13 protein-coding genes and 3 pseudogenes are annotated in these 13,134 nt (G+C 69.7%); 6 read left to right on the forward strand and 10 right to left on the reverse strand.

All coding sequences use genetic code 11. The features are described from left to right. Positions 1-165: 165 nt before the first annotated feature. Together A3CE_RS0107610 and A3CE_RS58385 are read left to right on the forward strand one after the other, a co-directional pair. Entirely contained in the window at positions 166-2,388 is a 2,223-nt protein-coding gene (locus tag A3CE_RS0107610) for a molybdopterin-dependent oxidoreductase (protein WP_020639478.1), read from the forward strand. Next, positions 2,388-2,519 (forward strand): annotated as a pseudogene (locus A3CE_RS58385) (flavin reductase); the annotation flags it as partial. The gene A3CE_RS0107610 and the pseudogene A3CE_RS58385, both read left to right, overlap by 1 nt. A gap of 134 nt (positions 2,520-2,653) precedes the next feature. On the opposite strand, the gene A3CE_RS0107620 reads toward A3CE_RS58385, so the two are convergent. Then, positions 2,654-3,124, reverse strand: a complete 471-nt coding sequence (locus A3CE_RS0107620) for a PPOX class F420-dependent oxidoreductase (protein WP_020639480.1) — start codon at positions 3,122-3,124, stop codon at positions 2,654-2,656. Between the two features lie 89 nt (positions 3,125-3,213). On the opposite strand from A3CE_RS0107620, the gene A3CE_RS54865 reads away from it, so the two are divergent. Together A3CE_RS54865 and A3CE_RS56225 are read left to right on the forward strand one after the other, a co-directional pair. After that, positions 3,214-3,567, forward strand: coding sequence for a hypothetical protein (locus A3CE_RS54865; RefSeq protein ID WP_245589452.1), 354 nt, complete (start codon positions 3,214-3,216; stop codon positions 3,565-3,567). Positions 3,568-3,585: 18 nt separating this feature from the next. After that, on the forward strand, positions 3,586-3,762 hold the full coding sequence (locus A3CE_RS56225) for a hypothetical protein (RefSeq protein ID WP_157376774.1): 177 nt from the start codon (positions 3,586-3,588) through the stop codon (positions 3,760-3,762). A 27-nt stretch (positions 3,763-3,789) separates the two neighbouring features. Here A3CE_RS56225 and A3CE_RS0107635 read toward each other — a convergent pair whose 3' ends face one another. From A3CE_RS0107635 to A3CE_RS0107665, 7 genes are all read right to left on the reverse strand, one after another. Beyond that, complete coding sequence (locus A3CE_RS0107635) at positions 3,790-4,068, reverse strand: SDR family oxidoreductase (RefSeq protein ID WP_020639482.1); 279 nt, start codon at positions 4,066-4,068, stop codon at positions 3,790-3,792. An 83-nt stretch (positions 4,069-4,151) separates the two neighbouring features. Next, positions 4,152-5,081 carry a glycoside hydrolase family 26 protein gene (locus A3CE_RS0107640; protein ID WP_211231815.1) on the reverse strand — a complete coding sequence of 310 codons (930 nt, stop codon included), beginning with the start codon at positions 5,079-5,081 and terminating at the stop codon, positions 4,152-4,154. A gap of 106 nt (positions 5,082-5,187) precedes the next feature. Then, entirely contained in the window at positions 5,188-6,045 is an 858-nt protein-coding gene (locus tag A3CE_RS57340; protein WP_281170649.1) for a glycoside hydrolase family 9 protein, read from the reverse strand. A 7-nt stretch (positions 6,046-6,052) separates the two neighbouring features. Further along, positions 6,053-7,276, reverse strand: a complete 1,224-nt coding sequence (locus tag A3CE_RS50370) for a sensor histidine kinase (RefSeq protein WP_020639485.1) — start codon at positions 7,274-7,276, stop codon at positions 6,053-6,055. After that, positions 7,273-7,938 (reverse strand): response regulator transcription factor, encoded by a 666-nt coding sequence (locus A3CE_RS0107655; RefSeq protein ID WP_020639486.1) that lies wholly within the window; start codon positions 7,936-7,938, stop codon positions 7,273-7,275. The genes A3CE_RS50370 and A3CE_RS0107655 overlap by 4 nt, the downstream gene beginning before the upstream one ends. Positions 7,939-8,244: 306 nt before the next feature. Next, the gene (locus tag A3CE_RS0107660; protein ID WP_020639487.1) at positions 8,245-8,868 is read right to left on the reverse strand and encodes an NADPH-dependent F420 reductase; all 624 of its coding nucleotides are present in this window, start codon (positions 8,866-8,868) and stop codon (positions 8,245-8,247) included. 330 nt (positions 8,869-9,198) lie between these two features. Continuing rightward, complete coding sequence (locus tag A3CE_RS0107665) at positions 9,199-10,230, reverse strand: NAD-dependent epimerase/dehydratase family protein (RefSeq protein ID WP_211231817.1); 1,032 nt, start codon at positions 10,228-10,230, stop codon at positions 9,199-9,201. Between the two features lie 49 nt (positions 10,231-10,279). On the opposite strand from A3CE_RS0107665, the gene A3CE_RS0107670 reads away from it, so the two are divergent. Continuing rightward, positions 10,280-11,221 (forward strand): LysR family transcriptional regulator, encoded by a 942-nt coding sequence (locus A3CE_RS0107670; RefSeq protein ID WP_026468259.1) that lies wholly within the window; start codon positions 10,280-10,282, stop codon positions 11,219-11,221. Between the two features lie 101 nt (positions 11,222-11,322). Here A3CE_RS0107670 and A3CE_RS0107675 read toward each other — a convergent pair whose 3' ends face one another. Continuing rightward, positions 11,323-12,273: an alpha/beta hydrolase gene (locus A3CE_RS0107675; protein WP_245589453.1), complete on the reverse strand. Its 951-nt coding sequence runs from the start codon at positions 12,271-12,273 to the stop codon at positions 11,323-11,325. Positions 12,274-12,368: 95 nt separating this feature from the next. Between A3CE_RS0107675 and A3CE_RS59780 the strand changes: the two are divergent. Then, a pseudogene (locus tag A3CE_RS59780) lies at positions 12,369-12,428 on the forward strand (hypothetical protein); the annotation flags it as partial. A 13-nt stretch (positions 12,429-12,441) separates the two neighbouring features. Here A3CE_RS59780 and A3CE_RS0107680 read toward each other — a convergent pair. Then, positions 12,442-13,125 (reverse strand): annotated as a pseudogene (locus A3CE_RS0107680) (TetR/AcrR family transcriptional regulator); the annotation flags it as partial. Positions 13,126-13,134 lie beyond the last annotated feature (9 nt).

The following is a 13,134-nucleotide window of genomic DNA, read 5'->3' on the forward strand; positions in this document are numbered from 1 at the left end:
ACATCGGCGGCGCCAACGACTCCCCGACCGTCACCGCGATCGCCGGCGGCTCCAAGATCAAGGTCGCCGCGGCCTGGAGCACGGTGACGCGCATCCTCGATGCCCGCGACTACGGCACGCTCATTCGCCTGGTCAGGGAAAAGCCGACGCAGTTACCGTCGTGGCATGAAGCCGAGCACATCGCACTGGGGCGCCTTTTCGGCCGAAGTCGACTCCGAAGGCCGGCTGCGCGTCGAGCCGCACCCGGCCGACCCGGCGCCGTCGCCGCTGCTGGGGAACCTGGCCGCCGCGCTGGACCACCCGAGCCGGGTGGCCCGGCCGGCGGTTCGGCGCGGCTGGCTCGAAGACGGCCCCGGCCCGGACGACCGCCGCGGCCGCGACGAGTTCGTCGAGGTGCCCTGGGACGAGGTGCTCGACCGGCTGGCCGCCGAACTCGACCGGGTCCGGACCGAGCACGGCAACCAGGCGATCTTCGGCGGCTCCTACGGCTGGGCGAGCGCCGGTCGGTTCCACCACGCGCAAAGCCAGCTGCACCGGTTCCTGAACACGATCGGCGGCTTCACGGCGTCGCGGAACACCTACAGCAACGGGACGTCGTCGGTGCTGCTGCCGCACGTCATCGGCGACACGCACGCCGTACTGCGGCAAGCATCGACCTGGCCGACGATCGCCGAGCACACCGAGCTGATCGTCGCGTTCGGCGGGGTGCCGGAGAAGAACGTGTTCGTCACGCCGGGCGGCGTCACCGTGCACGGAACCCCCGGCCACCTCGCGCGGCTGCGGGCCCGCGTCGCGCTCGTCAGCCCGCTGCGCGACGACCTGCCATCCACAGTGGACGCACGCTGGTACGCCATCCGGCCCGCCTCCGACACCGCGCTGATGCTCGCGCTGGCCCACACACTCGTCGTGGAAGGCCTGCACGATCGCGACTTCCTCGACCGCTACTGCGTCGGCTACCCGGAGTTCGAGCGCTCCTTGCTCGGCAAGGACCCGGAGTGGGCGGCCGGGATCACCGGCATCCCGGCCGCCGACATCGTCGCGCTCGCGCGGCAGATGGCCGCGCACCGGACGTTGATCACGGTCACGTGGTCGTTGCAGCGCACCGAACACGGCGAACAGCCGGTCTGGGCGGGCATCGCGCTGGCCGCGATGCTGGGTCAGATCGGGTTGCCGGGTGGCGGGTTCGGGCACGGCTACGGCTCGATGGGCGACGTCGGCGACACCGGCCCCGAGCTGCGGGTGCCGTACCTGCCGCAGGGCGTGAACCCGGTGGGCGAGTTCATCCCGGTGGCGCGGATCGCCGACCTGCTGCTGCACCCCGGCGAGACCTACGACTACGACGGCGAAGTCCGCAGATACCCCGACACCCGGCTCGTCTACTGGGCCGGCGGCAACCCGTTCCACCACCACCAGGACCTCAACCGCCTGCGCCGCGCGTTCACCCGCCCGGACACCGTGGTCGTCCACGAACCCCACTGGACGGCCACCGCCCGGCACGCCGACATCATCCTGCCCGCCACGACCGCGCTGGAACGCGAGGACATCGGCTCCGGCCGCCGCGACACGCACGTGATCGCGATGCACCGGATCGCCGACCCCGCAGGCGAAGCACGTGACGACTACGCGATCTTCGCGGCGCTGGCGCATAGGCTCGGTGTCGCGGACGCGTTCACCGAAGGGCGCACGGACCGGCAGTGGCTGGAACACCTCTACGCCGGCTGGCGCTCGGAACCGGCGTTCGCCGAATTCTGGGCGGACGGGGAACTCCGGCTCCCACCCGGCCCCGAACACCACACGTTGTTCGAAGCCTTCCGCGAAGACCCGGCCGCCCACCCGCTGAAAACACCCAGCGGCCGCATCGAAATCACGTCGGCAACCGTCGCCGGGTTCGGCTACCCGGACTGCCCCGGCCACCCGGTCTGGCTGCCTCCCAGCGAAACCGGGCCGCTGTGGCTGATCGCGAACCAGCCGCACACCCGCCTGCACAGCCAGCTCGACGCCGGCGAGGTCAGCCAGGCGGGCAAGGTGGCCGGCCGCGAAGCGATCCGGCTCAACCCGGTCGACGCGGCAGCCCGCGGCATCACGACCGGCGATGTGGTCCGGGTGTTCAACGCCCGCGGCGCCTGCCTGGCGGGCGCGGTCCTCGACGACGCGGTGCGCCCCGGCGTGGTCCAGCTGCCGACCGGCCCGTGGTTCGACCCGGTCGATGACCACCCCACGGGCCCGCTGTGCGCACACGGCAACCCGAACGTCCTGACCGCCGACATCCCGTCGTCACGACTGTCGCAGGGCTGCGCCGGCCAGCACGCCGCCGTCGACGTCGAACGCTTCACCGGCCCCACCCCGCGCGTGCGGGCACTGCATCCCCCGCTTCGGAAAGGGCGCTGATGATCGACCTCCAGTCCGTGACGTCCGGGAGCCACCTGCGCGAAGCCTTCGGCTGCTTCCCCTCAGGCGTCACCGCGGTGTGCGCCCTCGTCGACGGCGTACCCCACGGGATGGCCGCGAGCTCCATCAGCGGATCACACCGCCGAGCCCGGCACCGAGGACGCCGACCGCCTGGCTCCCGCCGCCGTCCTCGGCACCCGGCAGGTCACGTGCGCTGAAGGGCGCCTTCATCGCACGTGGTGACAAAAGGGCCCTTCAACAACGCTCAAGGCTGTTCGGGCGCCGCATCGTCGGCTGGTGGGGCGTAGATGCGCGTGGGCCGCAGCCGGACGATCAGTCTGTGCGCGCCGGGTTCGGGCGGCGGGGTCGCGCCGCCCATGTACAAGTCGAACATCTCCTGGTGGAAGGCGCCGTCCGGGTCGTCGGTCAGTTCGACGACGCCGGAGATGGCGGCGTAGGTGAACTCCACTCCGTCCGCGACCAAGCCGTGGACCAGCAGGCTTACCCGCGGATCCCGCTGCATGTTGAGGGTCTTGCGGCGGCCCGCGATCGTGCTGAACAGCACGTCGTCGCCGTCGGGCTTCACGAAGATCACCGAGGCCTGGGGTGAGCCGTCCGGGTTGGTGGTCGAGAGAACCGCCAGGTGGGGCCCGGAGAGAATCCGGGTGGCGACCTGTCGCGCCGCCGCGCGTGGACGGCCGCTCAGCAAAGGGTCGAAGAAGGTGTTATCGGTCATACACATGTTGACTCGGCCGCCGCCACCGAAGAGTCGGCCGGACCGCGATTTCTTTTCGGCGGGAGGGCGAGTCAGCATGCGGTGTGGCCATGCGTGGCGCGAAGACCGACCAGTTCGACGCGGCGACCGCGCCGGCACCGGCCGGGGTGAGCTGGCTGGAGCCGGTCCCGGACCGCCTGGTCGTCGACGACCTGTCCGATCCCGCCGAGGTCGTGGCCGCCCGCCGTCGCGTCCGCCTCGCCCTGGTCGCGATGGTGCATTGCTGCCGCCGCGCCAGCGGGCCGCCGGGTCCTCGCCGAGGCGCTCGACCTGCCCGCGGTCGCGACAGCCGAAATCCTGAACGTGTCGGTGGCCGCGGTCAAGAGCCTGCTGCAGCGGGGCCGGCCCGCGGGTATGGCGGTGGCGGGCAGGCCGGGCCGGTCCGGACGAGCTGGTCGAAGTAGGGGTACTCGACGCCGTCGATGTCGATCCGCCGTCGTCGGCCGTCCGGACCCGAAGGCGTCCGCGGCGAGGTGGTCGAAGCCTTCGTCGTCCTCACCGACGAGGCCGAAGCGAACAACGGCCTCGCCGCGGATCTCCAGCGGCTCGTGCGCGACGAGTACTCCAAGGTCCAGCGGTACCTGCTGCGCCAGCGGTGATCCACTGTGTCCGGACACTGTGGAGCGTCACCGCTCCTCGAGCCGGCGGATCAGGTCGCGCACCCTCCCGTCGTCGGCGAGCCTCCGGTCGGCCACGACGTTGACGGCGCCGCGGAGCATCGAGTACGGCGCCCAGCTCCGCGGGGCGATCGTCCGCGCGGCGCGGCGGGCGATGCCGTCGGCGATCGCGCGGGCCGCCCGCCGCGGGGTGATCCGGACGCTGAGCGGCCAGGGCAGCAGGTCGTTCAGCGCGCGGCCGAGGTCGTCGGCGTCCAGCACCCGGTGTGTCATCGCGGTTTCGACCACGCCAACTCTGAATCGGCGACGACAGCCTGATCGACGCACCCGACCTCGGGAAACCTACTGCCCGACAGGGATGCCCGCCCGAGTCACGGGTTCATGTACGGGTTTTTCGCCATACGCTGATATGCGGCGAGCGCCTCCGGTGATGAGTTGATTTGCCAATGCCGCTCCTTATCGACGTCGAACCACACCAGCGCCTTGATCAAGGGGAACTTACTCTGCAGGGTGGGGACTATGCCGTCGATCCACTCGGCCTTGTCTCCGCCGACCTCATCGGACGCCATCTCGCCAATGAGAATCGGTTTTCCGAGAGTGGCAAGTTTGACATAGATATCGGAGAACACATTCTCGAAGCTCTGCCAACGGAAGTCCTCCGTCGATGTTCCCCAGTTGTACCCGTCGACTCCAGTCCAGTCAACATAAGCGTCACCCGGGTAGTAAGCCAGCGCCGAAGGACTTTCCGCACTGTCGGTATTGTTGGGACACCAGGCCCACACGACGTTTGTTACGCCACGCGCACTGAAGACGTCATGAATGTGACGATATGCGGCTATGTACCTGTCCGGCACATGTCCGCCCCAACCCTCTTCCTCGTTCATCTCCGCCGCGAAATCGAGAATCACCTGGGAACCGAGTGACTTCACGCCGTCTGCTCGCGCTTCAATCGTCTGGTCGAGCGCGCCGCTGATGATGTCGTCGAACGAGATACCGGCCGGCTCCCAGTTGACCAAGGGGATCCGGCCGTCGGCCAGGTCGCGGCGTGTCGCCGACGCCGAGGTCCAGTCGTCGGACCACCCGTAGTACGAGAGGTGCATCGCCGGCTTTCGCCCGATCCGGGTGTCGGTTTCCTCGATACTTCCGGCACCGTAGTAGTGCCCCAGCAACACACCTCCTGCGGGTACCAGGGCCACACCTTGCCGCCCTGGCACCGACGACATGGAACCCGGCAACGGCTTCGACGGCGCAGCCTCGACGCTGGAGCAGGCAACACTGAACGCCACCAGCACTGCCGTCACTCCGGCAACTCCGCACACTCTTTTCATGAGCTTCGTATCCCTTCGGGCCAGGTAATCAACGTTGGCGTTTTCGATCGGAGCTACAACTGCCCTACCGAAGGCGTTCTCAGCGGCTCGCGAGCGCGAACGTCAGCAACGCCGTCGCGGTGAAGTCGTCGGCGGGCTCGACGCTCTGCCACGCGCCGACGTCGTCGACGAAACGCGCGCCGTGGCCGTCGAAGCGGGTGAACCCCTCGGTCACGCAGGGACGCATGGTCGGAAACCGGTTCAGCTCGGCGAAGCGGTCCGCGCTGTTCGGCCCGTTCACCGCCGCGCCGGTCAGCTGTCCCCCCGTGAGGTTCGCGACCTGGTGCTCCGGGCAGCGCGGTGACACGCTGCCGGCGCCGATGACGAAGGACGCACCCCACGCGTTGGCACCCAGAGCCCAGTTCCGCTGCCGGGTGCCGAACGCGGCGTAGGTGTCCGCCTTGGTGGTCTGCTGGTGCAGCAGTGCCGTCGTGGCCAGGCCGAAGGTGTGAGGTACGGCGTCGAACCCGAGGTAGTCGGCGCCGGCCCGGAACGGATCGCGGTACGCGGCGGCCGAGCCGATCCGGAAGACCGGCGACGGCGCCGCGGCGCCGCTCAGGATCCGGTAGGTGCCCGGAGTCTTCACAGCCGAGAAGTCCATGGCCCGGATGGTGGCGAACTCGGTGTTCCAGGAGCCGGTCGGTGGACCGGCGACGCCGGTCAGAACGGTTCTCCCGGACTCGTCGACCACGCGGAACGACGTGTCCCCGGAGGGACTCATCAAGAAGGCCTGCTTGGCTTCGCCGGTGCGGTAGCCGATCTGGTCGACGCGGACGAACCCGGTCGGCGGTGGGGGCGCGGCGGTGCCCGCCTCGCACGCCGTGGCGCAGGCGACGAGCAGGACGCGGTGACGGACAGCGCGAGCTTGGACATGACCGGAGGGTGGCAGAACCTCGATGAGAAGATCATGAGACGGTGTGCACGGGCAGGACCAGCTCCGCCAGCGTTCCGCCGCCGTCGGCCGCGAGCAGCCGTGCCGAACCGCCGTGCAGCTCGGCCACCCAGCGCACGATGGCGAGCCCGATACCGGTACCCCCGCCGTCGCCGGTGACGGTGCGCTCGAACATCCGCTCCCGGTCCGCGGCGGCCACCCCGGGGCCGTGGTCCCGGACCCCGACCCGCCCGTCGGCGACCGTGACCACCACCGTGGTCCCGCCACCGTGGCGCAGGGCGTTGTCAACGAGGTTGCGCACAGCCTGCCCGAGCAGGTCCGGATCGCCGAGCACCACGCACGGCTCCGCGACGAGGTCGACGTCGTGGTCCTCGATGATCTGCTCGACCAGCAGGTCCAGCCGCAGCGGTTCCCGCTCGGCCGTGGCGGTGCCCGCCGCCAGCCGCGCGCGCACCAGCAGCCCGGTGACCAGCCGGCCCAGCTCCACGGCCAGCCGGGCCGACCGATGCAGTGCGTCGGCACTGCGGCCGGGGTCGCGGAGGCCGCTTTCGGTGACCAGCTGGAGCGTGGCCAGCGGCGTGCGCAGTTCGTGGGCGGCCTCGGCCAGGAACTGTTCCTGCTGGTCGAGGGCGCGCACGGCGGGCCGCATGCTCCGGCCGGAGAGCAGGTGCCCCGCCGCCGCGGCCAGCAGCACCAGACCCGCGCAGCCGAAGGCCAGCCACCGGACCAGCACGCCGTGCTCGCGCTGCCCGGCCGCCGGGTCGCCGTACACGACGACCACGGCACCGATCCGGTCGCCGTTCCACACCCCCGACGCGGCCAGCCGCCTGGCCTGCCCGTCCACGGCGACGTCGCCCAACGCAGTTCCCTCGCTGTCACGCGCGTTCACCGCGACAGCCGCGACGTCCGTCGGCACTTTTCCGCCGCCGGGGTAGCGTTCGACCATCTTGCCGGCCATGGACCATTCGAGCACCGAGACCGGTGCCGCGCCCGCCGCCAGGACGTCCTCCCGCAGGGGCTCGAGGTGCAGGACACCGCGGTCGTCGTACCAGAGCGCACGGGACAGAGCCGTGGCGGTCCGGTCGACGTCCTGGTCCAATGCGGACGATCGCGAGTTCGCGTCGATGCCCGCGGCGATCCCCGCGAGCACCACGAGGCACACCGCGGTACCGGCGGCGTACGACGCGGTGAGCCGCCACCGCAGCCGATGCAGCCGCGTCCGGGCCGGGGTGCTCATGCGGCCGGGCCGTCGACCAGGTAGCCGGCGCCGCGGACCGTGCTGATCACCGTCGGCCCGAGCTTGCGGCGCAGCTGCGCGATTACGGCGTCGACGACGTTCGACATCGGATCCGCCTGTTCGTCCCAGCAGTGCTCGATCAGGTCGGTGCGGGAGACGACCTGGCCGGCCCGGATCATCAGGAGCTCGAGTACCGCGAACTCCTTGGCGCCGACGGAAAGGAGGACGCCGTCGCGGCGGACCCGCTTGCGCGCGGTGTCCACCTCCAGGCCGCCGGCACGCAGGACCGGCGGCCGCGGCTGGTCGGCGCGTCGGCACAGCGCGCCGACCCGGGCGGCGAGTTCGGCGAAGGCGAAGGGCTTGACGAGGTAGTCGTCGGCACCTTCGGCGAACCCGGTGACGCGGTCGACCACCGCGTCCATCGCGGTCAGCACCAGCACCGGTACGCGGGACGCGCTTGCACGAAGCCGGCGAACCAGCTCGAGTCCATCTCCGTCCGGCAGGCTCCGGTCCACCACGAGACAGTCGTAGCGGTTAACGGTGACCGAGAGGTCGGCGTCGGCGATCGTCGCCACCAGGTCAACGGCGTACCCGGCCGAGCGCAGGCCTCCAGCGATCTCGGTACCGAGCTGCGGATCGTCCTCGAGTACCAGCAGACGCATGCCGTGATGCTAAGCCAACGGGAATCTGCCCAGAGCCAGAGGCTCGTTCGTGAAGCCGGAGTCCAGCGGGTCGCGCGAGCGGTGGCGCACCCAACCTGGGCGACTGTCACACTAGATCGGCAAACGCCGAGGCGCCGCAAGCCGGGTCGAAGGCGGCGGGAGCCGGACACGTCATCTCCACCGGCTCCTTCTGCCACCCAGCTTCCGCGCGGGTGTCGACATCGGACACTTCCGATGTCGCGCGGGCAGTCACCGCGCTACCCCAAGGTATCTCGATACCCTTACCCAGAACCGCGGCGCGCGGCGCTACACGTCGAGAACAGCGCGGACCTGGCCGGCGTCGAGCCGGACGTCGAACGCGGGACTGCGCCGGCCGATGCGATGGCCGGCGTCGAGCGGACCGATGTCGACCGTGTCGAAGCCGATCTGGTCGACCACGGCCGCCACGGTGGCTTTCGCCTCGGTGTCGTCCCCGGCCATGGGGAGTGCCCGCCGCCCCGGCGAACCTGTCGGTTGACCGTGGTCACGGAGGTGCTCGTAGTAGATGGTGTTGAACATCTTGACCACTTGGCTCTGCGAGAGCTTGGCGGCGAGCATCTCGGTGTCGGTGGTCAGCCCGTCGTCGAGCGGGCGAATGGGCCCGTCGCGTTCCGGGTCGTAGTTGCCGGTGTCGATGACCACCTTGCCGGCCAGCAGGTCGGCGGGGAGATCCTGATAAGCGCGGACGGGGACGCTGACCACGACCAGGTCCGCTGCCCGGGCGGCTTCGGCGACCGTAGCGGCGTGTGCGTGCTCACCGAGCGGGGCAACCAGGCCCGTCAGGCTCTCCGGGCCGCGGGTGTTCGCCAGCCACACTTCGTGCCCGGCCTTCACCAACAGCGCGGCGAGCGTGCCGCCGATCTGCCCGGCTCCGATGATCCCGATCTTCATCGCGCCGTGACCGCATTGCGGATCGCGGTCACGTCGCCGGAGAACTGGGGTTTGACCATCGAATACACGTGAACCTCCAAGGGTCTTGTGCGAGGTCGCGCAGCACGAGCTGCTGTCGACCGGTGTCCTATCGCTGAACCGAGGCGGGGCGCCATCGGCCTCTGGGAGCGGCCCGGCGGCGAGCACGAGGTCGAACGCAGGCGATGGTTCCGCGCGCCGAACGACCACTGCTGCCCTCGCACCAGCCGATGCCGAAGGTCTCTCGTTGTTTCTGTCGCGGCGGCTCGACGCACAACTTTGCTCGCAGCTCCGGGATCTCGCCTGATCTTGTCATGGGTGCGTCACGGACGCTGCCCTGGCACCGGTCACCCAGTCCTTGGTGGCGGCCAGGCCGGCGACGTGCGACACGATCGGTTCGTATCCGAGTTCGGCAACAGCCTTGCCGGTCCGCAAGATGCACGGTTGCCCCAGGAACCACCGGGCCGGTACGGGCACTTCGCGGGCGGCGGTCTCGGTGTCCATGTCGGCCGGCGACGTAGGGACGCCGTAGATGTCGAACATGGTCTCCATGAATTCGCGGAAGACGACGCGATGCTGGTCGGTGATGAAGTAGGCCTGGCCTGGGCGACCCAGCCGCCATCCGAGCATCAGGCCTTCGACGACGTTGTCGACGTAGGTGACATCGGTCGTCTGCCGACCGCCGTCGATCCAGGCGAATTGCCCTGCTCGAGCCGCTTCGGCCAAGCCGTCGATGAGGAAGCTTTCCGGCCCCCAGACGAACCTCGGCCGGATCGACACCGTGGCGAAGCCGGATGAATTCGCGTCCAGCACGATCTTCTCGGCGATGGCCTTGGTCGCGCAGTAGGCGGCCGCCGAGTCCGGCCGCAGTGGTGCGGTCTCGTCGATGTCGACCAGCGGATCACCGGCAAGCAGTGCGGCTTCGGTCCCGCAGTGGACGAAGCGGGCAACACGCCCCGCGCGTGCCGCGTCGACGACCGCCTGGGTGCCTTGCACCGTCACGTACTCGTGACGGGCGCGATCTGCGGCGATGTCCGTCTCGGCAGCGAGGTGGAAGACCACCGCACTACCTTCCACCTCGTGCCGCCATGCGGCCGGATCGTTCAGCCGGCCCCGCACCGGCGTGGCGCCGAGTGAGGCGACCACAGCTGCCGACGCCTCGCTGCGTACCAGCACCCGGACCGCATTGTCTTCCTTGACCAGCCGACGCACCAGTGCCCGGCCGATGAACCCAGAACCGCCTGTGACGAATACCTGGTCCACGGTTGTCTCCCCTTTGCCGATCTCCCGCCCGCCTCTCGCGCGAACGGTGCCAGTCAGTAGAGCAACGGGCGGCGCCCGCATCTTCCCTCAATGAGATTCATGTTTCCGATGCCAGGTATATGATTATTGGATGGCTTCTCTGAGGGCGTTGGAGTGTCTCGTCGCGGTTGCGGATACCGGGTCGATCACGCAGGCCGCGCGGCTGCTGCACTCGTCGCAGCCCGCCGTCTCCCATCAGCTCGCCACGCTGGAACGGGAGACCCGGACGCTCCTGGTGCGTCGCGAGCGTCGCGGCGTCATATTGACGCCTGCGGGGCGGGCCGCTGTCGAGGACGCCAGACGAGCGGTCACGGCCGCTGCGGCCGCGGTCAGGTCGGCCCGCGCGACCGGAGAGGCGGCCGGCGGGACGCTGCGGCTGGCATGCGCGCAGAGCCTGTGCGTGCCACTGGTGGCACCGATCGTCCGACGGTGGCACCAACGTCATCCGGAGGTGCTGATCACCCTGCGGGAATCCGCCAAGATGGCCGAGCTGGTCGGATTACTCGACTTCGGAGAAGCAGACCTGGTCCTGGCACCGGCTCCCGTGCCCGACCGCATGGCGGCCACTGCCGTCACGGTGGCCGAGGAAGAGATCGTGCTGACGGCGCCGACCGGTCACCGCCTGGCCGGCCAGCCGACCGTGCGGGTGGCGGATCTCGACGGCGCCCCGCTCGTGCACTTCGCACCGGACAACGGTCTCAGTGCGTGGCTCGACCGATCGCTGGCCGAGGCCGGAGTGCGCCCGGAGCCGGTGATGAGAACGTCGGTGACCACCGCGGCGCCGCAGCTCGCGGCCGCCGGCATCGGCGTTGCCGTATCACCGATCAGCGCGGTCAGCCCCGGATTTCCGGGTGCCGTCAGATCGTTCTCGCCGCGCTGGTTCAGGCAATTGGTCGCGCTGCGGCCCACCAAGTCGGAACCGCTCACCGACCGGTTCATCGAGGACGTGCGAACCCGCGGCGTACACGTGCCCGAGGACGTCCGAATCCAGCTCGCGGGGGACGACTCCCGGCCGCGAACATCTCGTCGGTGACGACCGGGGTCAGCTGAACCAACGACTCAGGCCCTTGCGTCCGGACCGAACCGCCGACGACATCGTGCTGCGTACCGCAGACAGATCACAGACTCAAAATACTAGCTACGTAAGTGACCGCGGATGAACCGGCCGGCTCGGTCGAGAGCCGCGGTACCTTCCTCCAGCACGGCAGCGAACGCCTGGAAGACATGCGGCACGTCGGGGACGACGTCCAGGATCACCGGCACGTTGTCGGCTGCGGCCCGGACCGCCAGGCGAGTGGCGTCGTCCAGCAGGACCTCGTTCGATCCCGCTTGGACAAGAAGCGGGGGCAGGCCGGCCAGGTCAGCGAAGACGGGGCTGACCCTCGGGTCGGCCGGATCGACGCCGGTGCCGATCAGGTAATCAGCGACCCTGGTGCGGATGGCCGCCGCGGTGATGTTCGGATCAGCGGTGGCTTTGGTGCGGAAGCTCTCCCCGCTTACCGTCAGGTCGGTCATCGGAGAGAACAGCACGGCTGCAGCCGGCTGCGCGAGCCCTGCCGATCGGATGGCCAGGAGTAGCTCGACCGCGAGGTTCCCGCCGGCCGACTCACCGGTCACGACGATGTTCGCCGCGCCTCCTTCGCGTTCGAGGAGGGCGCGGTAAGCGTTGACCGCGTCCTCGACGGCGGCGGGATAGGGGTTCTCCGGAGCCAGGCGGTAGTCGACCGTAACGATGCTCAGTCCGGCCAGGCGGGCCAGGCTCATGGCCAGGCCGACCGACCCGGTGGCCGAGCCGAGAGCGAACCCGCCGCCGTGCAGGTGGAAGAGCACTCCGGAGGCGTCCACGCCGGTCAGGTTTGCGAACACGACGGGCACGCCACCGAGATCGCCGGTGGAGGTGCGGACATCGTCCGGCAAGGGGTGGGCAGTGAGCATTTGCTCCAGCAGGGATCGCTGGGTGTCGACGTCACCGCCGAGATCGAAGTCTGCGTTCCGGAGGAGTTGGTGGATCGCTGTGCGCTGCTGTTTGCTCATGATCGTTCCTGTCAGCAGGGGGTGATGGCGACGCCTACGGGCCGCTGCCACGCTACGATAGCGCTAACTAGATTGATGGTAAACTAGTTAGGACTAAGCTAACCTGAAGTCATGGCGTCAGTCAGGCTGTCGATCGGCTTGAGAAGTCCGGCCTGCTGTCTCGCAGGCCGGATCCGGAGGACCGCCGCGCAGGCTGTCCACCATGATTTCGACCTCGCTGCGGTAGAGCAAGCCGGGATCGATCCCGGTGCCCACCGTGTGCCGGCCCAGTTCCAGGCTGATCAGTCCGTGCAGCCTGCTCCACCACACCAGGCCGAAGTGCAGCACGCCGGCCGGGTGGCCGCGCTGCGCCGGGCCGTCGTTCCAGCGGTGCAGCTGCGCGCGCAGCGGGGCCGGGATCGCCGCATCGGGGGGAGCACCGGCTTCGGCCACGACGTCGAGGAGCACGTTCATGCTCTGCTGCGCGGCCGAGGCGACGCAGCCGTGGGGAGACTCGCAGGCCAGGCGATAGGCGTGCGGCTGGGCCAGCGCCCACTCCCGGTACGCGACGGCGACCGCCCGCAGCCGCGACGCGGGAGTGGTGGCGCCCGCCGCGGCGGCTTCGAGGGTGCGGGCCAGCGCCAAGTACGTGTCGACGGCCAGTTCGGTGAGCAGTTCGTCCCGGCCGGCGAAGTAGCGGTACAGCGCGGGGGCCGACATCGCCATGGTGCGCGCGATCGCGGCCAGCGACAGCGCCTCCGGTCCGCCCGCCCGCACCTGGGCCATGGCCGCTTCCTTGATCTCGGCGACGGTCCGGCGCCGGTACCGGTCACGTCGAGTCAGCTGCTGTTCGGGCATCACGGGAACCTCATTTCGCGTTATGGGTTGACTCAGTATGACATGTCGATGCATAGTTACGGTCATTAACAGAGC

Source organism: Amycolatopsis balhimycina FH 1894 (genome assembly GCF_000384295.1).
Lineage (GTDB): Bacteria > Actinomycetota > Actinomycetes > Mycobacteriales > Pseudonocardiaceae > Amycolatopsis > Amycolatopsis balhimycina.